Genomic DNA, 22,022 nt, shown 5'->3' with positions numbered 1-22,022 from the left:
AGAAAAAAACCTTCCATTATGGGAGGTTTTTTTTCGGGGCATATCAGGGGGCTTCATTTTATGCATGAAGCTCCTAAAAGCGATTCAGGGCTTTTACCGAGCACAAGCATACTGATTTTTGCATATCCAATATTTTTACTTTGGGAGAAGGTCTGAAGTAATACCTGGATATTCGGATCATCCTTTAACTTTTGAACTTCCTCAATATATAATTCGATAACGGAGGGCATAACGAATTCAGGGGTGTATTCGTTAGGGTTTTCATCCATGATTAATGTGCCCATAAATTGATATTTAAATTGGAGAGCCCGTGTTAAGGCAACGACATGGAGCAGTTTATTAAATAGTTCGGGGTATGAATATTTAATTTTCTCCAGAGCTGCTTCTGATGCCTGTAACTCATCGACATTAGATAAAGTGATCATGAATATCTCCTTTTTAGAACATATGGAATCCATCAGCATTCAACGTGCTTTTTACTCATACTAGTCTACCCCCGCCGTAACTCATTGTAAAATGGTTAGATGTTATCACGTGCATAACCCAAATCTATGATAGTGCTTTCATCAATCTTGCTGGATAATCCACTACTTATGGGACAATGCTTCCCTAGTATATTTCAGCCATTCTTTTGCAGCGTATGAAAGGTAATGGTCCTTACGCCATATAAATCCTAAATTCCAGCTAATGGAGGGGTTTCTAACCTTGATTGTCTTTACGCGATCATCATGACGGCATAAACTTTCAGGTAATAGAGCAACGCCAAGTTTACAGTAAACCATTTCCTCAATAAAATCCCATCGTGAACTTTCCGTGACGATATGTGGAGAAAAACCAGCTTCACTACAGGATGAAATGATGAGATCTCGAAGGACGTAATCTTTATTGAATAAGATGAAAGATTCCTTTTCCAGGTCGGCCAAATCAATTTCTTTCACACAAGCATGGGGATGGGAGGGATGAACTATCAAGTTGATGTCTTCTTCCAAAAAAGCAAAATGGTGAAAAAGCGCGTTGTTGGTTGGCAGGACTATTACTCCTATATCGATTAAATCATTTTGGACGGATTCTTCTATTTTCTTTGAACCATCCTCTACTAATTGAAAGGTGATATTGGGATAGTCCTGGTGAAAACGGCTAAGAATTCGGGGGAAGAAAGAAGCGTCGATGATCGGCGGCAGCCCGATGCGTATATGTCCCTTTTTTAAACCTAATAAATTGTCCATTTCCGTTTCTAAATTGTGAAAGGCCTTATCGATCAATTTTGCCTGGTCTAAGACAACCCTACCTGCATCGGTCAAGATCAGTTGCTTACGTGAACGATCAAAAAGCTCAACACCTAGCTCGGTTTCCAGGTTTTTAATCATCTTGCTGATGGTCGGCTGTGTAATGAATAAATGATCGGCAGCCCGAGTGAAGCTATTGAAATTGGCAACCTCTATAAAGTATTGCAAATGTTTAATATCCATTGCGTCACCTGTTATCCTCGTTTGAAATTAGTTTCATTTTACCCGTAAACGGAAGTGTTTGTAAAACATGATAAGTTTGGAGTTCATGCACGCATAAATAAGCTGGATTCCAAAGGGGAACCCAGCCTATGAAGGGGCTGGCCATATCTGTGTAAATTTCATTTGACCAACAAGACAGGAACTGGAGAATGTTGAACGATATAGTGGCTCACGCTGCCCAGGAATTCCTTGAAGCCGCTCAATCCGCGGCTGCCCATGATAATAAGGTCACAATTCTCGGATTTTACATGATCCAATAAAGTCGTGATGGCTGAACCTTCTACGACAAATGTTTGGGATGCATTCGGGATTTCGGATAAAAGGGCTTCCGCTTTTTTAATCACTTCCTTGCCATACTTAAGCATGGATTCTTCAATTTCCTGAAAAGCACTGCCATATATATTTGGCTTGATTGGCAGTGTAACAGCGTGAAGCACCTGGATTTCGATAGCGGGATCCAGCTTTGCTAATTCAATCGCTTTTTCTAAAGACTTTAGTGCCAACTCAGATTCATCATAAGCAACTAATATTTTTGAACATAGCATTGATCGATCATTCCCTTCTATAAAAAGAATATACCCATAGTATATCAATATAAATCTTCCATGCAGATTCATATATTATAAATTTTGTGAATATTTCATTGAAGTTTACGTTAACGTTAATGTTAGAATAAAGGTAAATAATCCCTTTGCAAAGTGTGGTTTTAACATGTACACCATTTCTGAGTTAGCAAAAGAATTCGAATTGACGACAAGGACCCTCCGTTATTATGAGGAACTGGGTATGCTTAGGCCAATGCGTACCGAAACGGGAAAAAGAGTTTATGGAAAGAAAGAATATGCACAGCTCAAAATCATAATGCGCGGTAAGAAGTATGGTTTTTCGTTAGTGGAAATAAAGGATATAGTCCTTTTATTCGAAAAGGATAGGACAGGCATTAAGCAATTGGAAAAAACGATTGAAACTGCAGGACAGAAGTTAAACGAACTTAATGAACGAATTAAAGAGCTGGATGGGTTGAAGCAGGATTTTGAACAGGTAATCAAAGGCTTTACCGAAACCCTTTATGAGTTGAAAATGAACGATAAAACAGGCAAGCGGTGAAATTAATCTTGAAAATAGGTTTTGATGATAGTGAAAGATGAATATATATTCTAGAAACAGATGGGGTGAGAATTTGGAAATTCAAGAAACCATTGCAGTTGTGACAGGCGGGGCTTCAGGTCTGGGAGCGGCGACAGTAAGAAACATCATTAAAAAAGGTGGAAAAGCGGTCATATTCGACCTCTCGGAAGAAAATGGCGCTAAAATGGCTCAGGAGTTGGGCGATTCGGTCCTGTTTATTAAAACTGATGTAACTAGTGAAGATAGCGTATCTGTAGCATTGGATGAAGGAATAAAAAAATTCGGTAGCATCAATACTGTCATCAACTGTGCAGGCATTGCCATTGCAGAGAAGATCATAGGCAGGAAAGGCATACATGAATTGAAAGCGTTCTCAAAAGTCGTGCAAATCAATTTGGTCGGTACATTTAACGTAATCCGGCTTGCGGCTGAAAAAATGGTCGAAAATGAACCGAATCAAGAGGGGGAGCGTGGAGTCATCATCAATACAGCTTCGGTCGCTGCCTTTGAAGGACAAATCGGACAAGCCGCATATAGTGCCTCCAAGGGAGGGATTGTCGGTATGACTCTGCCAATCGCAAGGGAGCTTGCCATCAAAGGGATACGTGTCGTATCGATTGCACCGGGTCTATTCCATACACCGATGTTCGATTCATTACCTGAAGAAGCCAGGACGTCATTAGGGAAAACCGTTCCATTCCCATCAAGGCTCGGGTATCCAGAAGAGTACGCTAAACTAACGGAAAGCATCATAACGAATCCAATGCTGAATGGGGAAACAATCAGACTGGATGGGGCCATTAGAATGTCACCAAGGTAAGTTGTCAATCAAACCATTGTAAATCTAGAAAAAAAGCCTCCGACAAAGGAATGGAGAGGAGATAAAACAGATGAAGCATCCGTACCTAAGTGAAGAACATGAAATTTTCCGTATGTCCTTCCGAAAGTTTTTAGAGAAAGAAGCAGTTCCCCACTATGAACGTTGGGAAGAAGAGAGGATCATTCCCCGGTCTTTTTGGGTGAAAATGGGGGAACAGGGTTTTTTATGTCCGGACCTTGAAGAAGATTATGGGGGTTCCGGGGTAGATTGGGGCTTTGCCGTTATCATTAATGAAGAATTGGAAAGAGTTGGTTCTGGGTTCATTGGTTTCGGACTTCACAGTGATATCACCGTACCGTATATTTCCGCCTACGGAAATGAGTCGCAGAAACAGCGCTGGCTTCGAAAATGTACGACAGGGGAAATCATTACAGCCATTGCCATGACAGAGCCTGGTACAGGTTCGGATTTGGCCAATATTAAAACGACTGCCATTTTGGATGGAGATCATTACATATTAAATGGTCAAAAGACATTCATCACAAATGGCATTCATTCGGATTTGATCATTGTTGCCTGTAAAACGGATCCCAGCGCCGTTCCGAAACATAAAGGCGTTAGCTTAGTCGTGGTCGAAAGGGATACACCCGGATTTTCCAGGGGGAGAAAACTGAAGAAACTTGGCTTGCACAGTCAGGATACAGCAGAACTCATCTTCGAGGATTGCCGTGTTCCAAAGGAAAACCTGCTTGGTGAAGAAGGCAAGGGGTTTATTTATTTAATGGAAAAACTGCAGCAGGAACGCCTTGTGGTGGCAATTTGTGCTCAAACCGCGTCTGAGGATATGCTGGCTGATACGATTGAGTATGTGAAGGGCAGGGAAGCGTTCGGAAAGTCTGTAAGTCAGTTTCAAAATACTCAATTCAAAATCGCGGAAATGGCTACGGAGATAAAAATGGGGCGTGCTTTTCTAGATCAATTGATCACCAAACATATGGCTGGTGAACAGGTTGTAACGGAAGTTTCGATGGCGAAATGGCGTTTGACGGAGACTGCCAGAAAAATATCCATTGAATGCATGCAGCTCCATGGCGGCTATGGATATATGGAGGAATACAAAATTGCCAGAAGGTATCGGGATGTTCCGGTAGCAAGCATCTATGCCGGCACAAATGAAATCATGAAGAAAATCATCGCTAAGAATCTGGGCCTATAGTAAAGATGAGAAGGGAAGAGAGTATATGCGGGAAGTGGTTATCGTTGAAGGAATTCGCACGCCGGTAGGCAGAAGGAACGGTGTCTTGAAAGACATACGCCCTGATGATCTGGCAGGGGAAGTATTGAAGAAGCTGATTGAAAAGGCGGGCATCGATCCTGCTATTGTCGATGATGTCATTTTAGGTTGTGTTTCACAGTCGGGCGAACAGGCCGGTGATATAGCAAGGGTTGCCGCACTGATAGCCGGATTTCCGATTGAAGTGCCGGGAACGACGATTGACCGTCAATGCGGATCAAGTCAGCAGGCAGTCCATTTTGCTTCCCAGGCCATCCTGTCGGGTGATATGGATGTGGTAGTGGCAGGTGGAGTGGAAAACATGTCACGAGTTCCCATGGGGTCAAATCTTCAAGGTGCTGTAACAAGCCAAAAGTATATGGACCTTTACGAGGTGATCAACCAAGGTTTATCAGCTGAAAGAATCGCAGACAAGTGGGGAATAACACGTGAAGATTGTGATCGGTTTTCCGTTGAAAGTCATGCCAAGGCAATACGTGCTCAAAAAGAAGGACATTTTAACCGTGAACTGATATCAGTAATGGGTACTGATAAAGAAGGAAATCAAATCGAAGTTACGGAAGATCAAGGCCCAAGGGGCGGAACTACGCTTGAAGTGCTGGCTGGATTGAAACCGGCATTTCAAGAAGGAGGTTTAATCCATGCAGGGAATTCTAGTCAGATCAGTGACGGTGCTGCCGCTTTATTATTGATGGAACGCAGTAAAGCAGAAGAACTTGGATTGAAACCGCGCTTTAAAGTGCATACACGGGTTGTTGTCGGGTCGGATCCCACCCTGATGCTAACGGGACCGATTCCCGCCACCCAAAAAGCTTTGGAAAAAGCGGGTCTTACAATTGATGATATCGATATCTTTGAAGTGAACGAGGCTTTCGCTCCTGTACCGATTGCATGGCTAAAAGAAACGGGGGCAGACCCAAAGAAGCTGAATCCAAATGGCGGGGCGATTGCATTGGGGCATCCTCTTGGCGGCAGCGGGGCCCGTTTGATGGTGTCCATGATCCATGAATTAGAAAGGACGGGCGGCCGTTATGGGCTGCAAACGATGTGTGAAGGCCACGGCATGGCGAATGCCACCATCATTGAAAGAATGGACTGAAGCTGGACTATCCATTTATGAATATTCGTAATTCGCACGAAAGTAAAAGCTGAAAAAGGGATGAAGTCGACCATCGGCAGGCTTTGCTGAATTCTTCCTGTTGATGGTGGTTACTTGAGGAGGAGAATGATTTGTCAGTAACGATTAAAAATTTCTTTGATCAGACGGTTCAGAAATTCCCCATTAAAGAAGCTATCTACGACGTGAGAAGAAATATACGCTATACGTACATCCAATGGAATGAACAGGTGAATAGGTTGGCGGCGGCCCTTCAAGCGGAAGGGGTGCGAAAAGGGGACAGGGTATCTACTTACCTTTACAACAATGAAGAGCTTGCAACAGCGTTCTTTGCCTGTGCAAAAATCGGTGCAATCTTCAATCCGATCAACTTCCGTTTAATGCCGGAAGAGTTGGCCTTCATTTTGAACGACGCTGCTCCAAAGGTCGTTCTATTCGAACGCGAATTGGAAACGAACGTCGCCGCGGTTGAAAAGCGATTTCCGGAAACGGCCTTCTGGTATATAGATGAGGATGTGCCTGGGTATGCCAAAGGTTACCGCCAAAAATTGACCAGTATCTCCTCAAAGCCAGATGAAGTTGAAGTTCACGAAGATGACATGTATGCCATCATGTATACGAGCGGAACTACCGGACGTCCCAAAGGGGTCATTCACCTTCATAAAGACATGGTCAAACAAGCCGAGATTTTAATAGAGGCCATGAAGTATGAACGCTCTGATATCGGTTTGATTACTGCACCGATGTTTCATTGTGCTGAATTACACTGCTCTTTTTTACCTCGTGTACAGGTCGGTGCAGCTAATGTCATATTACATCAGTTTCATCCCAAAAAGGTCATGGAACTGATTGAATCCGAGGGGGTCACCAAGTTTTTTGCTGCACCTACGATGTGGAACATGCTCATTCAGGAAAAATTGGAGGAGTATAAATTCCAGAGCTTGAAGTTAGGGCTTTATGGAGCAGCCCCGATGGCTCCATCCCTTGTACGTGCCTGTCAGGAGAAACTCGGCATCCAGTTCATCCAGGCCTATGGAATGACTGAAATGGGGCCGGCCATAACTCTCCTATTGGAGGAAGATCAAATTAGGAAAGCGGGTTCTGCCGGCAAGGCATGTTCCGAACATGAAATCATCATTGCCCGTCCGAATGACGATGGGCCATCAGATCCCGAGGATATGTTGGAACCTGGGGAAACAGGGGAAATCCTTGTAAAGGGTCCGTGTATCATGCAGGGTTACTTTCAAAAAGATAGAGAGACCGAAAAGGCGCTTTACAAAGGCTGGTACCATTCCGGTGACATCGGTTTCCTAGATGAAGATGGATATCTGTGGGTCAAGGACCGTGTGGACGACATGATTATTTCTGGAGGGGAAAATATTTATCCGCGTGAAGTGGAAGATACACTATATGAGAATCAAGGAGTCCTCGACTGTGCGGTACTTGGTCAGCCAGATGATCAATGGGGGGAAACGGTAACGGCATTCATCGTAGCCAAAGACCCAATGCTTGCCGAAAGCGATTTAGAAACTTGGTGTAAGAACAGTAATAGTTTGGCGAACTATAAACGTCCAAGGAGATATATCTTCTGTAATGAGCTGCCTCGGAACGCAAGTGGGAAGATACAAAAGTTCTTGCTTCGTAAACAGTTGGAAGAAAATGTTGATGGCAAAGGTTTGGGGAACCTTCTTTAAATGCCGGGGTCAGCAGCCGATGAAATACCAAGATAGGGTTTAGAATTGCTGGAAAAAGATTTGGATAAATTATTTTATAAATAATAACCTTGTGGAACAAATGAAGGAGAGAGAATAGTTATCCACAACGAAAATGTAGCGTGGTTAGCCCAATCTCTCCTTTATCCACATAATCCACAGGGTTATCCAGAAATAACATTATTTTCATGTTGATAAGGTGAGTTAACGGACTTATTTTTTGTCAGTATTTTCAGAATATATCCACAATATACACAGGGTTGTGGATAAGCTATGTAAATAAAGAGGACCAAGGGGCGAACTTACAGCCCCTTGGGTTGGTTTATTCTGCTTATCGGCGATTATGAGCACGGCGGTCAGCCGCATTTGCACGGGCTTGTGCCTCGATATCTTCCTGGTCAGCCAGTTCGGAAGAATATTCAACGTCAAGTCCGTCATTTTTCAGGTTTTTGGGAACCTGAGGAAGTTTCTGTGTGTTCTTATCTCGATTATGGTGTATGTTATTTCGTCCCATGTTATCGCCCCCTGGAATATAAATAAGCTGGAGATGAATTTCACTAATCATCTCCAGCTTATTTTGTGTTGAGTGGCTGTTCAAAATGTAAGGGAAAAAACTCCAAACCTAACGACGGGATTTCTTCTCGGTATATCCACCAGCTCGATCTGCTTTTTTAAATTCGCGAGCATAAAGAATCGCTTGTGTACTAGTTAAGTTACTTTTTTCTTTATCGTGTTTTTTGAGCAATTAGATCATCTCCATTCACTTAATATCCCTATTTTTTCCTAAAATGACCCTTTCATACGTGGGAATCTTCTTTTAAGATATTTTGTAAGGCTTCTTTAAGGGTTGGAAAGGAGAAGGTGAATCCTTCTTCTTTAAGTTTAGTGGGAAGGACATTTTGCCCTTCAAGTACAAGGATGCTCATTTCCCCCAACAATTTCTTGAGGAAGAAAGGGGGGACCGTTAACCAATGGGGCCGGTGCAGGACAGTTCCAATCGTTTTACCGAATGTATCCATCTGGACGGGGTTCGGTGCCGTAAAATTGACTGGACCTTCTATCCTAGCATCATTCATGCTAAAGATGATTGCACGGACCGCGTCATGGATATGAATCCAGGAAAGCCACTGATTCCCTTTGCCAATCTTTCCTCCGCCAAATAGTTTATAGGGGAAGGCCATCATTGGCAGTGCTCCGTCTTTTTCTCCAAGAATCACCCCGAATCTTGTTAAGATCAACCTTTTACTGTAAGAGCGTGATTTAGCCGCTTCCTTTTCCCATAGTTGAACAGTACGGGCCAAGAAATCATCACCAATGGATTCAGAGGTTTCGGTAAAGGTCTCATCGTCCGAAATACCATAATATCCGATTGCACTTGCATTAATGATGACGGACACTTTGGAGGGCAGTATGGAAATGATCCGGTTCATCTCTTTGGAAGCCTCGATCCTGCTTTCGACAATCCGGCGCTTTCGTTCAGGTGTCCAACGGCCGCTGTTCAGAGATTCACCAGCAAGGTTAATGAACACATCGAGCCCCTCCAAGTGCATTTCCGGCGTTGCCTCCTCGGTCAACCAGCCGATATATGTCAAATTAGTCTGTTTCTTAAATTTTTCGGGATGACGGGTCAAAATATATATATCATGATTTTCTTTTGATAATTCATCAATTAGGGCTGTGCCGACAAAACCGCTTCCACCAGCTATGGCTATTTTCATGAAAACCACTTCCTTTCCCTGTCTTTCCTTCACTTTAACATGCCCATGTTCTTTTTTCATTTTTAGGCATGCTAGATATAGAAATGGTAAACGTAAAGGGGTAAAGTAGGTGTGGGGGGTGGATTTATGCCAAACATAACAAAAATAACAACCCAAAAGAAACGTAAGGATCGTTATAACATCTTCGTTGACGAAAAATATGCCTTCAGTGTAGACGAAGAAGTGCTATTGAAATTTCAGTTGAAAAAGGGTATGGAACTTGATGACCTGCTTTTGGCCGAAATACAATTCCATGATGAAATCCAAAAAGCATTTACCGATGCACTTAATTATTTATCATACCGGATGCGCTCGGAATCGGAAATTCGCCTTTATTTAAAAAAGAAGGAAACGGAAGAGCCGATCATTAAGGAAGCGATACATAAACTATACAGTTTTAACTATTTAGACGACCTTGAATTTTCCAAGGCTTACGTGCGGACCCATGTGAATGGAGGGAATAAAGGGCCCACTACCCTTAAGCTTGAGCTTAAGGAAAAAGGGGTGCAAGATAAGTTGATTTTCGAGGCATTGAAGGAATACCCTTATGGCATTCAAATTGAACATGCAAGGAATCTGGCTGGAAAAGCGGTCAAAAAGGAAAAAAACATTTCCGAACGAGCTTTAAGGCTGAAGGTTGAACAAACCTTGTTACGGAAAGGTTTCCCAAGAGATATCATCCATGAAGCACTTGAAGATGTGACGGTGGAAAAGGATGAGGATGAACAATGGGATTCCCTTTGCCACCATGCCGAAAAAATGCAACGCCGATATAAAAACCATGAAGGCTTCGAATATGAACAAAAAATGAAGCAGGCATTATACCGAAAAGGTTTTCCAATAGAATTGATTGAGCGTTATCTTTCCAATCCTGATGGTGATTAAGTGCATCAATAGCCAAATCACAAAATTTTGTTTAATATATAAGTAAATTAATTATTTCATTTGAGGAGTCATATATATGAGCGACGTAAGATACAGCAAGCTGTCTGCCTATGAACTGCAACAGGAAATCGCAGCGTTGACTGAAAAAGCGAGAAAAGCAGAGCAATTGGGAATGGTTAATGAATATTCAGTATTGGAACGAAAAGTGACGATGGCCAAGGCCTATTTGTTAAATCCTGATGATTTCAAAAAAGGTGAAATATATCAAATTGACGGAGATCCCGGTGTCTATTTCAAAATTGATTATATGAACGGCGTATTCGCTTGGGGTTACCGCTTGGGCGGTAGCGGTAAGGAAGAAGCACTCCCGATTTCAATGCTGAAATAAAAAGGAACCGGGGAAGTACCCGGTTCCTTCTGATGTACCTTTTAATTCGATCGCTCGTTTGAAGCTTTCATTCTTTCTTGAGGGTGTGTATTAATACTTCCATCTGCACGCTTTGAAGCATATCTTGCCTTTGCACGAGGCTCGCCTTGGAATTTGTTATTGTTTTGGTTGGGGAATCCTTTTTGTTTATTTCGCAAATTTTTTCTCCTCCAAGCATCAGATTAAGAAAGAAGCGTTTCCGCTTACAACTAGTATGGGTATGGGACAGTATAGTTCATTCTGTAAAAATATTGGCAATGAGGTGGTTCTAATGAATGATTACCATGAAAGATTAACCAAGATACTGCTTGAGAAAAATGAACACATCACGTATGAGCAAGCTTTGACTTGGGTGGAATTATTATGGGAAGATTTCGAAGCGACCTATGCAAAGGCTGGGCATGAATATGCCGGTGAAGAAATGACATCGCGCGTTGTAAGGACCTGGATTGATAACTACGGTGAGCAATTCCACGAATTCATTGCAAAGAACCCTAAATATCAGCAGTTATTAAATCAGCAGAATCGACTGCATTAAAAAAGCTGATTCCAGAGGAGTTCCCTGGAATCAGCTCTTTTTCAATATACTATAAAATAATATTCAATTTCTTCTGCAGCTTCGCTTCACTAAAGATCCAGCCGGTATAAGAATTCAAGATATTCAATTCGCTGTCTAAATGGACCACTGCCACAAACGGGTAATATCCATTGCTGCGATATCTTAGATCGATAAAACGGACTTCGTAATATTCTTTTATCTGTTCGATTTCGAATCGGTAAACCGGAGAAAAGGACAGAAAGGCTGCCAAGTTGATATCCTTCTTGGCGGCTTCGAGAATTTCACTTTCAGGCAATGGCACCCGATCGAACGTATCAAGAATCTTCACATATCCATTATCGGCTCGTGCCACATAATAATTCTTTTCGGTAATCACCGCAATTTTCCAGCGGTGAAAACGCATCGTAGGTGATAAAAGAATTTTCCTTGCTCCAGGAATTTGCTGTTTGACCACTCTTTTTATAAAAGCTTGTTCCCTGAACCTGGAAATGTAATAAATGACGAGTATCCCGTAAATGGAAAGAAATAAATAGCCTGGAGGAAATCCGAAGCCCCATAATATCAGGCCTGCAACATGTATTCCAAAAATGAATGGATCGAATGTATTGATGACCCCTAAAGCTACCCATTTTGACGAAATCGGCCTAAGAGCCTGGGTCCCGTAAGCATTGAATATATCCACGAATACGTGAAGGAATACGGCTAAAAAGGTCCAAAGCCAAAGATGAAGGTAATTTGCTTCAGGTATGATGGCGAAAATTGCTCCGCTAATAATCAAGGGCCAAAGTAAAACAGCGGGAATGGAATGCGTGATTCCACGGTGGTTGCGTATATATACAGCGTTATTCCTTAATTTTAAAACGGTGTCAATGTCCGGAGCTTGTGATCCCAATATCGTACCTGCTATGACTGCACTTGCAGTAACTGGGCTCTGCGCAATGACGGGATCTAATGTGGCAAGACCTCCAAGAGCAATTCCCATGACAAAGTGAGTACCTGTATCCAAAAAACTAACCTCCCTGCCACAATTTGAAAAAAATGGTCTTCTTTCATCATACCGTATTTATATATTAACCATCAAATGAATATAATTTTGATTTATTTCAAGTGACCCGTTACAAATAAATGGATATGAACATGATATTAAAAAAAGAATGGCCTACTATAGGTATTCCCAATTTTGATTAGAGTGTAACATCTTTGGAGGAACTGATGTGAAAGAAATAACGATCCCGACAATAGAAAAAATAAAAATCGATGAATTTCAAAAAGATTTGGTTTCCTGGTTTCTCGAAGAACAAAGAGAATTGCCATGGAGGGAAAATAAGGACCCTTACCGCGTTTGGGTTTCTGAAATAATGCTGCAGCAAACGAGAGTGGATACGGTGATTCCTTTTTTCAACCGGTTCATCGAATGGTTCCCGACACTCGAGGACTTTGCCAATGCAGATGAAGAGAAGGTCCTGAAAGCTTGGGAAGGGCTGGGATATTACTCGCGTGTAAGGAATCTGCATAGTGCCGTTCAGGAAGTGAAGGCATCCTACAATGGGATTGTACCGGATGATCCCGAGGAAATCTCCAAATTGAAAGGTGTCGGCCCATATACTGCCGGTGCGATTCTAAGTATCGCATACGGCAAGCCGGAGCCAGCCGTTGATGGAAACGTCATGCGAGTTTTATCAAGGATATTAATGATATATGAAGACATAGCAAAGCCAAAGACAAGAAAAACATTCGAAGCTGCCGTCAGGAAGCTGATCGATCATGAACATACCTCTGCCTTCAATCAAGCCTTGATGGAACTTGGAGCATTAATCTGCACACCTGGTAAGCCTGCCTGCCTATTATGCCCCGTTCAAAGTCATTGTCTAGCATTTGAAGCAGGGGTTCAGTCGGAATTGCCGGTAAAAATCCAAAAGAAAAAAACAAGGGATGTACCAATTGTAGCCGCCGTTTTAACGAATGAAAAAGGTGAATTTTTAATTCACAAGCGAGCGTCAGAAGGATTGCTAGCTAATCTTTGGGAATATCCGAATTTCGAAAACCATACATCCCTCTTGCATAAGAGGGAATTCTTCGAGAGTCGGTTTAAGGAAATGTATGGCGTCAAACCGGAAATCACTGAATCACTTGTGAGAATTGAACATGTTTTCTCACATCTCGTTTGGAAAATGGACACGTATATCGGCGTGGTCAAAGAGGACATCGATGAAGAGACACTAAAAGAACAGCAACTTAAGTGGGTGAGTGAAGCAGAGATGGAGCAGTTGGCATTTCCGGTCTCCCACCAAAAAATGATGAAGGCGTATAAAGAAAAAGGAGTGCATTGAATAAGCGAATGAAATCGTGATATATGCATAAAAGAGGATATCCGATAAGATATCCTCTTCCTTTTGTTGATTTTCAAAGCAATATCCGTATAAAATCATTCGTAACTGGTTTTCGTTCCATGAGTATAATCGGCCTCTTGCCTGTTAAGTCCGCCTCTATTTTCAATTTCTTTGACGATTTCGCTATGGATACTCTGTCCTTCTTGGTTTAAATAAGGTACCATTTGTTGAAGGGAGTGATGAAAATAGGCAAGTTCACTATTTTCCCAATCCGATTTTTTCATCATCGACAATTCAGTCATATCACGTCCAACATACATAACAGTAACACTCCTTAAAAAATGATTTTTATTACTTGGTGTTTACTCAGAAAGGATGAATAAACAAATGGAACAAAAAGTGGCACTCGTTACAGGTAGCAGTAAAGGTTTAGGCAGAAGCACGGCAATAAGGCTTGCGGAGGAGGGTTACGACCTCGTTATTAATTATGCCCGGAGCAAGTCGAAAGCATTAGAAGTGGCAGCTGAAATTGAAGCGTTAGGGCGAAAAGCCCTTGTAGTCAAGGCAAATGTCGGTGATGTTGCGAAAGTGAAAGGCATGTTTGAGGAAATCGATGCTTATTACGGACGTTTGGATATTTTCATCAATAATGCGGCCTCTGGCGTCCAGCGTCCATTGATGGAGCTGGAGGAATCCCATTGGAATTGGACCATGGACATTAATACAAAAGCCCTCCTTTTCTGCGCACAGGAAGCGGCGAAATTAATGGAGAGGAACGGCGGGGGGAAAATCGTCAGCATCAGTTCACTAGGATCCATTCGCTATTTGAAAAATTATACAGCTGTTGGAGTTTCCAAAGCTGCTCTTGAAGCCCTGACAAGATATTTAGCGGTCGAATTGGCTGCTAAAAATATTTGTGTCAATGCCGTTTCAGGCGGTGTGATCGATACGGATGCCCTGAAGTCTTTCCCGAATCGGGATGAAATGCTTGCTGAAGCGGCAGAACAGACTCCCGCTGGACGGATGGTCGAGGTGGAAGATATGGTGAATACCATCCTGTTTTTAATTTCCGATGGGGCCAGGATGATTCGTGGACAAACCGTAATAGTTGATGGAGGCATTTCATTGCTTGTTTGATGTAACTGGAAAAATTTAAATGATTTTTGTTGGATAGCACTCCTGGATAATGGTTATCTTATTATTTGTGGAGGTGATATCAATGGCTAAAAACAACATGAATAAATCACAAGCAGGTACTAATGTTCAACAAGTGAGACAACAAAACGCGCAATCTCAACAAGGCCAAGGCCAATACGGTACAGAGTTTGCTTCTGAAACTAACGTTCAAGAAGTGAGACAACAAAACGCGCAATCTCAACAGAAAAAAGGCCAAGGTCAAGCACAAGGCCAATACGGTACAGAGTTTGCTTCTGAAACTAACGTTCAAGAAGTGAAACAACAAAACCATAAATCTCAAAGCAATAAAAGCCAAGGCTAATTGCGATGAAAAGCATCCTTCTTATGAAGGGTGCTTTTTTTTGCCTTCCATTGGATTCGACAAATGTTTCGTCGTGTTTACATTTTATGTCAAAGGAGAAAGCTGATAAAAATAGAATATACATACTATAGAAAAAATACAGATTAGGAAGGTGCATTCATGGAGGAATTTAACCGGCTTATAAACAACCAGTTGAAAACGATGGATAAGCTTTTACTTTTACAATCCGAAATCGAAAGATGCCAAGATATAGAGAAGCAACTCCTTACCCTTGAAGAGGAGAGTGAAGCGGTCACCATTCAGGAAGAGATTCAACTTAAAAAGCAGGAATTGAAAAGTATCCATGATATGTTCGAAAAGCAAACGGAAGAAGTCATCCGTTATTTTCAGCAAGGACAGGCAGCCATACGATAAATAACCGGCTAATTTCTTAGATGAAATGGGTGGATGGTCAGACTTTTTCGACTTATTTACACATTTTCACTGGGAGATTAGCCACTTTTGTTTTAAATTTATGAATAAATCGCTATAATATAGGAATATAGGGTAAATGGAAAAAAGTATATATTTTAAATACACACAACAACTGCAAACGGAATAGGGCACAGTACGCTGTCAGGGTGTCTATAGAAAGTAGGGAGAGATAAATGGGGATTGTTCCTGCCGAAGGAGGAAAAATCCAAATCCATAGCTATAAACATAATGGACATATCCATCGTATCTGGGAAGAGACAACCGTTTTAAAAGGGACCCAAAATCTGGTGATAGCAGCGAATGACCGTACTATGGTAACGGAATCAGATGGAAGGACCTGGATTACGAGAGAGCCGGCGATTTGCTATTTTCATTCAAAGTATTGGTTTAATGTTATTGGTATGTTGAGAGAGGACGGGGTTTATTATTATTGCAATATCAGTTCGCCGTTCACATACGATTCGGGAGCATTGAAATACATTGATTATGACCTGGACATTAAAGTATTCCCAGATATGACGTTTAATTTGCTGGATGAGGATGAATATGAAAGGCATCGGAAAGAAATGAATTACCCGGATGCCATCGATTCAATATTGAAACAGAACGTAGACTATTTGATTTATATGATACGCCAGCGAAAAGGACCATTCTCCGCAGAGTTTATTGATAGTTGGTATGAACGCTTTTTAACCTATCGATGATAGAAAAGGCCTGCTGCATAATTGGCAGGCTTTTTCATTGTGTATCTAACCTACACATCTGATTCACTCTTTCAATACGCAGGAACCATTAAACCTCCTACAAATGTTTATGAAAGTGATCCTTTTGATAGTTAATTACCGAAAAGGAAAATATAATTGAATAGTGCATATAAGATTCCCAAATGACCGTTATGGGCTTTTTTAGCATTTGGATTTATTGATTAAGAAAAGGAGGAATTCCGTGGGGAGCATTAAGAGATATTTGCAATTCGTCAAACCATATAAATGGCAGATAATCGGAACGGTACTGATTGGACTGCTAAAGTTCGCGATTCCGCTTTTGCTTCCATTGCTCAGTAAGTATATAGTGGATGACATCATCGGAAACGGTGATCTGTCCAAAGCCGTGAAGTCCGAACGCCTTATATGGGCGATGGCCATCATGATATTCATTTTTGTTGCAGTTAGACCGCCGATTGAGTATTACAGACAATATTTCGCTCAATGGACCGGAACGAAAATCTTATATGATATTCGGAATGATTTATTTACCCATATACAGAAACTGAGTTTTAAATATTATTCCAATACAAGGGTGGGCGAGGTCATTTCAAGGATGATCACGGACGTGGAACAAACGAAGAACTTTGTCATCACGGGTTTAATGAACCTTTGGCTCGATATCGCAACGATCATCATAGTGATAGTCATCATGTTTACGATGGATGTGAAATTAACCATTGTATCCATCATCATGCTTCCATTTTACGCATTTTCGATTAAGCATTTCTTTGGCAAGCTGAGAACGTATACAAGGATTCGGTCCCAAGCCTTAGCGGATGTACAGAGTCACCTTCATGAACGGGTTTCAGGGATGTCAGTCATCAAAAGCTTTGCGATAGAAGACAGGGAACAGGAATTGTTTGCAAAGCAGAACAAGAATTTCCTCGATAAAGCCCTAAAGCATACGAGCTGGAATGCCAAGTCATTTGCTGTCGTGAATACGATCACGGATATTGCCCCCTTGCTCGTGATAGGATTTGCCGGTTATCAGGTCATTCATGAACAATTGTCACTGGGTACCATGGTTGCTTTCGTCGGTTTCATTGACCGGCTATATAATCCCCTCAGACGTTTAGTTAACTCTTCGACGACAATGACCCAGACATTGGCGTCCATGGACAGGGTTTTTGAGTTTGTGGATGAGAAGTATGATATCGATGATGAACCAGGGGCGAAAGAGCTGAAGCATGTGGATGGCCGAATAACCTTTCAGGATGTATCGTTTGCTTATGACGAGAAAGAGGCACCCGTTTTGAAACATATAAACTTGGATGTTAAACCAGGGGAAACTATTGCACTTGTCGGTATGAGCGGCGGCGGGAAATCCTCGATCGTCAGTTTGATTTCCCGTTTCTATGATGTGACGGAGGGAAGGGTATTATTGGATGGGACGGATATCCGTAAATATCAAGTCCGCAGCCTAAGAGATAAAATAGGAATGGTACTACAGGATAATATCTTATTTAGTGAATCGGTTAAGGCCAACATCCTTATGGGACGACCTGATGCAAGTGATGAAGAAGTATTTGAAGCGGCAAAGGCGGCGAATGCCCATGACTTCATCATGGGTCTAAAAGAAGGATATGAAACGAAAGTCGGGGAGCGGGGAGTTAAATTATCCGGGGGCCAAAAGCAACGGGTGGCCATTGCGAGGGTATTTTTGAAAAACCCGCCAATCCTTGTTCTCGACGAAGCCACCTCCGCATTGGATTTGGAAAGTGAACACTTTATTCAGGAGGCGCTGGATATTTTGGCGAAAAACCGGACCACGATCATCGTCGCCCATCGGTTATCAACCATCACCCATGCCGATCGGATCATTCATATCGATAATGGGGAAATTACGGAAATGGGAACACACGAAGAACTTATGAAAAAGCAAGGGCATTACTACAACCTATTTCAAGTACAACAATTGGATTCTTAAGGAATACAAGATAAAAAAGAAGACCATTCCGCTAAAGGAATGGTCTTCTTTTTTATTCTGATACGAACTTGTGCATGCACGTTATGAAATCCTTTTTTCATGCAGCGTTTTTTTTCCAGGAAGGAAATGCGGCAGATGCTTTATTCCCTCAGGCAAGGCGATGCCGACGATGATCAAGCACATCCCGAACCATTGCAATGACGTAACCTGTTCATTCAAGAAGATGACGGAAACGACCATCGCTGAAGGCAGTTCCGCAGCACAAAGAATCGTTCCAAGCCCGACCCCCACTTTCGGTAAACTGACAGCAAAGAAAAAGAAAGGAACTAAAACACCCAATGTGCCGAGCAGCAGACCGTAGTACCATAGGTTCGTTTGGACAAGATTCGTTACAAGTGTGACGGGGTTAGTTGTGAATACAGCAGTCAGCATACCACCCGTTGCAATGAAAAACAGCCGTTTCATGGAAGATTCCCCAACAGCGAATTGAGAGTTGCAGTACATATACAGCGCAAAAAGCAATGCAGACAATAGTCCGAACAATACGCCTTTTAGGCTTAGGCCAGATAGAGGCTGACCGAAGATTGCCCCTGCCAATAATGTACCGATGAAAAGAACGAAAATGGCAATGAGTTTATTTTTATCCGGGCGTCTTTTATTTAAGAAGCTTTCAATAAGGACGCCTATCCAGGTAAATTGAAATAAAAAGACTACGGCAATCGAAGCGGGAAGCTCTGATACGGAAACGGCATATGCCTTTCCGACGAAAGTGGACATCATGCCCGTGATTAAAAGTAATCCGGCACTCTTCCATGAAACTTTATATTTAAACGAAAAGAGAAATATAACGGAGACAATCAGCCAACCGACAAGATATTGACTGCCGACCAGTTCTCCAGAAGAATGGCCATCCATGAATCCAAACTTCATCATGGTGGATAAAGTGCCATATGAAATCGAACCGATTAAGACCATTATGGAATACTTCAAAAGTTGCATATTTTTCACCCCTATAAAAATAAAAATCGCCACCTGCCAAAAAGGCAAGTGACGAACGAAAAAAGGAAATCCTTTTAAAATTCCGTCTCTCAACAAAAGCTGAGTTTAACAAATTGTATGCGTTGCATTACCTTAGCTTAAAGTCTTTGTGAATATTTGTCAACCAGAAAATAAAGTTAAAGACTGCACGTCGATCACTAAGTTGAAGGTGGCCGCAGAGGTAGGAGAAGATCCATTCAATGGCATATAAAACAAAACCCCCAAATGGCAAATTAGCCTAATGGGGGGTGTTTTAATCGCCATTCTGTCGGAAGTCCTCCAATGTACCACGGTATTCCTTGTCTTTCATTTTGCGAATATCAGGCTTTTTTTCTGCAGTTGGCTCATCATTTGGTTTTTGTTTATGAAGCTTGGAAAGAGCCAAACGATAATCCTGATCTTTCATTTTCAATTCATCATTGTCTGTGGGGGAGATGATTTCGGTAATGGAATCATCTGCAGTCGGGAAAGCGGACTCTTCCGACGAATTCTCTTCCTCGACTGCAGTCGGCTTACCTTCAGGTGATAAGGCTTTGATATTGAATGTGATCAAGCCCGTAACCGCTAATATGGCAACGATGATAATTAGAATTATGCCCATTGAATCAAGCCTCCTAGAGCCCGTTTATGAATGAACGGGTGACATGGGCTACCCGTTTTCCTAATGCTTCTCCAAGCTTCAAGTCATTTTTGGTGATATTGTCATCCACACCGGGCGGACAGCTTATCCCTACTCCATAGTAGGAACCATATAAGGCATTTTCCGGGACAGTGCCGGGCAAGCCGACAATGATCATGCCTTGATGAAGCATAGGGGTGATTAAGTTCAGCATGGTAGCCTCGAGTCCGCCATGTATGGTGGCCGTGGTACAGAACACAGCACCCACTTTATTGATCAGCGCACCTTCCGCCCATAGATACCCAAGTTTATCGATCCATGTTTTCAAACTCGAACTGATGGTTCCGAAATGACCGGGACAGCCCCAAATGATCGCATCCATTTCCTGAAGCTTATAAACATCCGCCTCGTTTACATGGTCAATGAGAACCTCAGCCCCAGGAACCGCAGCGGCTCCTTGAGCTATTGATTCGGCAAGTGCTTTCGTATGGTTACCTTCACTGTCGTAAACAACATAGATCTTCATTTTAATTCCTCCATTTAATTAAACCGATTTTTTTACTGGCGAAGGAAGCAAAGGTACATCCAAAGGTTCTTGTTTAGCTTGTTTCATTGCTTTATCCTTCCGAACGTCGCGCAAAAATAGTGAGAGAACGATGCCTGCAATTGCAAAGCCTGTTGCCCAAAAGAATGCATCATTGATTCCCATCACATTTGCTTGACCCTGGATTTGAGAAGAAATCAGCGACATGGCAGTTTCCTGTGCCTGTTTACTAGTTTGATTCATCGAAGTCATGATGGATTGAACGATAGTCTGGAAATTCTGAACAAAACCGGGATCACTCGTACTCATTTCCGTTCCTAAAGCAGTTCCATGGAAAGAAGCACGGGTTGTATAAATGGTCGTCACGAAGCTCGTACCAATGGCTCCGGTCACTTGTTTCAGCGTATTGCTCATTGCCGTACCATGTGTATTCAAATGCTTAGGCAGCTGATTCATCCCAGCAGTCATGATCGGCATCATCAGTAAAGACATTCCAAGTGCGCGGATGGCATAGATGATGACCAAAGTCGAATAGGTTGTTTCCGTAGTCAATTTAGCGAATTCGAAGGTTGTGACGGCAGTGATCGCCAACCCAATTAGTGCTAATGGACGAGGTCCGATTTTGTCAAATAATGCTCCTGAAATGGGTGACATCACCATCATCACAAGGGCTCCGGGTAGCATCAACAGGCCGGATTGAACTGGTGTGAAGCCTCTTAAAGTCTGCAAATATATAGGCAATAAGAATATCCCGGTAAACATGGCCACTGTGACGATTGCAGAAATGATATTGGATAATACGAACATGTCATACTTAAATACACGGAAGTCGAGCATAGGTGTTTCCGATTTTAGCTGTTGAACCACAAAAAGCGTCAAAAGGATCAGCCCAATGATGATCGTTCCCAGAACAATTGGATCCGTCCAGCTTTTGGAACCTGCTTCACTGACACCGTATAGTAATGATGCAACACCTAGCAAGGATAGAGAGGCACCCAGCAAATCCAATTTGATTTTCCTTGGTTCCGCTACATTACGCATACTTAAAAAGGCGAGTGTCATGACGATCATGCCTAATGGCACCATTGCGTAGAACATGACCCGCCAGCTATATTCCTGAATGACCCAACCTGATAAAGTCGGGCCGATTGCAGGGGCAAACATAATGGCAAGTCCAAAGATCCCCATCCCTTTCCCGCGCATTTCCGGAGGGAAGATGAAAAGAATGATTGTCATTACCAAAGGCTGCAGGATTCCGCCGCCAGCGGCCTGAATCAGCCGGCCTGTAAGGATGACGGGGAAATTTGGTGCGATGCCGCAGATGAATGTCCCGACGGTGAATAGAAACATGGCAGCCAGGAATAAAATGCGCGTGCCAAACCGTTCTATTAAAAAAGCGGAAAGTGGGATCAAGGCTCCATTCACGAGCATGAATCCAGTTGATAACCATTGAATCGTAGTCKCAGCTACATTGAATTCTGCCATCATCCTAGGCATGGCGACACTAAGCAGGGTTTGATTCAAAATGACCATGAACAAACCTAGCATTAGGATAATTAACATGGGGGCAAACTGTTTCATTCCCTTGTTTTCATTTACTGTGATGGTTTGAGAAGCC

At 42.3% G+C, this 22,022-nt stretch carries 27 protein-coding genes; 14 read left to right on the top strand and 13 right to left on the bottom strand.

The features are described 5' to 3' along the window. Nucleotides 1-53: 53 nt before the first annotated feature. From AC1DVB_RS08395 to AC1DVB_RS08385, 3 genes are all read right to left on the bottom strand, one after another. On the bottom strand, nt 54-425 hold the full coding sequence (locus AC1DVB_RS08395) for a hypothetical protein (protein WP_034305408.1): 372 nt from the start codon (nt 423-425) through the stop codon (nt 54-56). Nucleotides 426-587: 162 nt separating this feature from the next. After that, on the bottom strand, nt 588-1,469 hold the full coding sequence (cidR, locus tag AC1DVB_RS08390) for a cidABC operon transcriptional activator CidR (protein ID WP_477588935.1): 882 nt from the start codon (nt 1,467-1,469) through the stop codon (nt 588-590). 158 nt (nt 1,470-1,627) lie between these two features. Further along, complete coding sequence (locus tag AC1DVB_RS08385) at nt 1,628-2,101, bottom strand: universal stress protein (protein ID WP_377330912.1); 474 nt, start codon at nt 2,099-2,101, stop codon at nt 1,628-1,630. 118 nt (nt 2,102-2,219) lie between these two features. Here AC1DVB_RS08385 and AC1DVB_RS08380 point away from each other — a divergent pair, with 118 nt between their 5' ends. The 5 genes from AC1DVB_RS08380 to AC1DVB_RS08360 all read left to right on the top strand — a co-directional run bounded on the left by AC1DVB_RS08380 (nt 2,220) and on the right by AC1DVB_RS08360 (nt 7,561). Beyond that, a complete protein-coding gene (locus tag AC1DVB_RS08380) occupies nt 2,220-2,615 on the top strand; it encodes a MerR family transcriptional regulator (protein WP_057278709.1) in 396 nt (131 codons plus the stop codon). A gap of 73 nt (nt 2,616-2,688) precedes the next feature. Beyond that, nucleotides 2,689-3,456, top strand: a complete 768-nt coding sequence (locus AC1DVB_RS08375) for a 3-hydroxyacyl-CoA dehydrogenase (protein WP_095679871.1) — start codon at nt 2,689-2,691, stop codon at nt 3,454-3,456. A 70-nt stretch (nt 3,457-3,526) separates the two neighbouring features. After that, entirely contained in the window at nt 3,527-4,672 is a 1,146-nt protein-coding gene (locus AC1DVB_RS08370) for an acyl-CoA dehydrogenase family protein (protein WP_057278711.1), read from the top strand. A 25-nt stretch (nt 4,673-4,697) separates the two neighbouring features. Then, a complete protein-coding gene (locus AC1DVB_RS08365) occupies nt 4,698-5,849 on the top strand; it encodes a thiolase family protein (RefSeq protein WP_057278712.1) in 1,152 nt (383 codons plus the stop codon). A gap of 131 nt (nt 5,850-5,980) precedes the next feature. Continuing rightward, on the top strand, nt 5,981-7,561 hold the full coding sequence (locus tag AC1DVB_RS08360) for a fatty acid--CoA ligase (protein WP_477588931.1): 1,581 nt from the start codon (nt 5,981-5,983) through the stop codon (nt 7,559-7,561). A 349-nt stretch (nt 7,562-7,910) separates the two neighbouring features. On the opposite strand, the gene AC1DVB_RS08355 is transcribed toward AC1DVB_RS08360, so the two are convergent. The 3 genes from AC1DVB_RS08355 to AC1DVB_RS08345 form a co-directional block, all read right to left on the bottom strand. Then, the gene (locus tag AC1DVB_RS08355; RefSeq protein ID WP_328144651.1) at nt 7,911-8,093 is read right to left on the bottom strand and encodes a YfhD family protein; all 183 of its coding nucleotides are present in this window, start codon (nt 8,091-8,093) and stop codon (nt 7,911-7,913) included. Between the two features lie 108 nt (nt 8,094-8,201). Continuing rightward, complete coding sequence (locus AC1DVB_RS08350) at nt 8,202-8,324, bottom strand: YfhE family protein (RefSeq protein ID WP_081088510.1); 123 nt, start codon at nt 8,322-8,324, stop codon at nt 8,202-8,204. Between the two features lie 52 nt (nt 8,325-8,376). Further along, nucleotides 8,377-9,297 (bottom strand): TIGR01777 family oxidoreductase, encoded by a 921-nt coding sequence (locus tag AC1DVB_RS08345; protein WP_057278744.1) that lies wholly within the window; start codon nt 9,295-9,297, stop codon nt 8,377-8,379. A gap of 126 nt (nt 9,298-9,423) precedes the next feature. Here AC1DVB_RS08345 and recX point away from each other — a divergent pair, with 126 nt between their 5' ends. Both recX and AC1DVB_RS08335 read left to right on the top strand, forming a co-directional pair. Next, complete coding sequence (gene recX / locus AC1DVB_RS08340; RefSeq protein WP_413001283.1) at nt 9,424-10,221, top strand: recombination regulator RecX; 798 nt, start codon at nt 9,424-9,426, stop codon at nt 10,219-10,221. Nucleotides 10,222-10,297: 76 nt separating this feature from the next. Next, nucleotides 10,298-10,609, top strand: a complete 312-nt coding sequence (locus tag AC1DVB_RS08335) for a YfhH family protein (protein WP_034305394.1) — start codon at nt 10,298-10,300, stop codon at nt 10,607-10,609. A gap of 41 nt (nt 10,610-10,650) precedes the next feature. Here the strand turns inward: AC1DVB_RS08335 and AC1DVB_RS08330 are convergent, their stop codons facing one another. Next, nucleotides 10,651-10,806, bottom strand: coding sequence for a small, acid-soluble spore protein K (locus tag AC1DVB_RS08330; protein ID WP_034305387.1), 156 nt, complete (start codon nt 10,804-10,806; stop codon nt 10,651-10,653). A gap of 113 nt (nt 10,807-10,919) precedes the next feature. Between AC1DVB_RS08330 and AC1DVB_RS08325 the strand changes: the two genes are divergently transcribed. Further along, nucleotides 10,920-11,186, top strand: a complete 267-nt coding sequence (locus AC1DVB_RS08325) for a YfhJ family protein (RefSeq protein ID WP_034305384.1) — start codon at nt 10,920-10,922, stop codon at nt 11,184-11,186. A gap of 49 nt (nt 11,187-11,235) precedes the next feature. Here AC1DVB_RS08325 and AC1DVB_RS08320 read toward each other — a convergent pair whose 3' ends face one another. Next, nucleotides 11,236-12,213, bottom strand: a complete 978-nt coding sequence (locus tag AC1DVB_RS08320) for a metal-dependent hydrolase (protein ID WP_048685454.1) — start codon at nt 12,211-12,213, stop codon at nt 11,236-11,238. 208 nt (nt 12,214-12,421) lie between these two features. Between AC1DVB_RS08320 and mutY the strand changes: the two genes are divergently transcribed. Further along, complete coding sequence (mutY, locus tag AC1DVB_RS08315; protein ID WP_268564771.1) at nt 12,422-13,537, top strand: A/G-specific adenine glycosylase; 1,116 nt, start codon at nt 12,422-12,424, stop codon at nt 13,535-13,537. 95 nt (nt 13,538-13,632) lie between these two features. Here mutY and AC1DVB_RS08310 read toward each other — a convergent pair whose 3' ends face one another. After that, the gene (locus AC1DVB_RS08310) at nt 13,633-13,857 is read right to left on the bottom strand and encodes a hypothetical protein (RefSeq protein ID WP_034305377.1); all 225 of its coding nucleotides are present in this window, start codon (nt 13,855-13,857) and stop codon (nt 13,633-13,635) included. A 67-nt stretch (nt 13,858-13,924) separates the two neighbouring features. Between AC1DVB_RS08310 and fabL the strand changes: the two genes are divergently transcribed. From fabL to AC1DVB_RS08285, 5 genes are all read left to right on the top strand, one after another. After that, the gene (gene fabL / locus AC1DVB_RS08305; protein ID WP_034305373.1) at nt 13,925-14,674 is read left to right on the top strand and encodes an enoyl-[acyl-carrier-protein] reductase FabL; all 750 of its coding nucleotides are present in this window, start codon (nt 13,925-13,927) and stop codon (nt 14,672-14,674) included. A gap of 82 nt (nt 14,675-14,756) precedes the next feature. Beyond that, nucleotides 14,757-15,035, top strand: a complete 279-nt coding sequence (locus AC1DVB_RS08300) for a gamma-type small acid-soluble spore protein (RefSeq protein ID WP_477588927.1) — start codon at nt 14,757-14,759, stop codon at nt 15,033-15,035. 159 nt (nt 15,036-15,194) lie between these two features. Then, nucleotides 15,195-15,449: a YgaB family protein gene (locus tag AC1DVB_RS08295; protein WP_034305366.1), complete on the top strand. Its 255-nt coding sequence runs from the start codon at nt 15,195-15,197 to the stop codon at nt 15,447-15,449. 233 nt (nt 15,450-15,682) lie between these two features. Next, complete coding sequence (ntdP, locus tag AC1DVB_RS08290; protein WP_048685440.1) at nt 15,683-16,213, top strand: nucleoside tri-diphosphate phosphatase; 531 nt, start codon at nt 15,683-15,685, stop codon at nt 16,211-16,213. Nucleotides 16,214-16,454: 241 nt separating this feature from the next. After that, complete coding sequence (locus tag AC1DVB_RS08285; protein ID WP_134784203.1) at nt 16,455-18,203, top strand: ABC transporter ATP-binding protein; 1,749 nt, start codon at nt 16,455-16,457, stop codon at nt 18,201-18,203. Nucleotides 18,204-18,284: 81 nt separating this feature from the next. Here AC1DVB_RS08285 and AC1DVB_RS08280 read toward each other — a convergent pair whose 3' ends face one another. The 4 genes from AC1DVB_RS08280 to AC1DVB_RS08265 all read right to left on the bottom strand — a co-directional run bounded on the left by AC1DVB_RS08280 (nt 18,285) and on the right by AC1DVB_RS08265 (nt 22,009). Then, nucleotides 18,285-19,202 (bottom strand): EamA family transporter, encoded by a 918-nt coding sequence (locus AC1DVB_RS08280; protein ID WP_048678324.1) that lies wholly within the window; start codon nt 19,200-19,202, stop codon nt 18,285-18,287. 292 nt (nt 19,203-19,494) lie between these two features. After that, nucleotides 19,495-19,842, bottom strand: coding sequence for a hypothetical protein (locus AC1DVB_RS08275; RefSeq protein ID WP_057278720.1), 348 nt, complete (start codon nt 19,840-19,842; stop codon nt 19,495-19,497). 13 nt (nt 19,843-19,855) lie between these two features. Next, on the bottom strand, nt 19,856-20,386 hold the full coding sequence (locus tag AC1DVB_RS08270) for an NAD(P)H-dependent oxidoreductase (protein ID WP_057278721.1): 531 nt from the start codon (nt 20,384-20,386) through the stop codon (nt 19,856-19,858). Between the two features lie 18 nt (nt 20,387-20,404). Further along, nucleotides 20,405-22,009, bottom strand: coding sequence for a DHA2 family efflux MFS transporter permease subunit (locus tag AC1DVB_RS08265; RefSeq protein ID WP_477588951.1), 1,605 nt, complete (start codon nt 22,007-22,009; stop codon nt 20,405-20,407). Nucleotides 22,010-22,022: the final 13 nt, after the last annotated feature.

It is taken from the genome of Peribacillus sp. P4_D6 (assembly GCF_056401795.1).
Note: the sequence above shows the minus strand (reverse complement) of the source record. Positions and strands in the feature narration are given on the sequence as shown.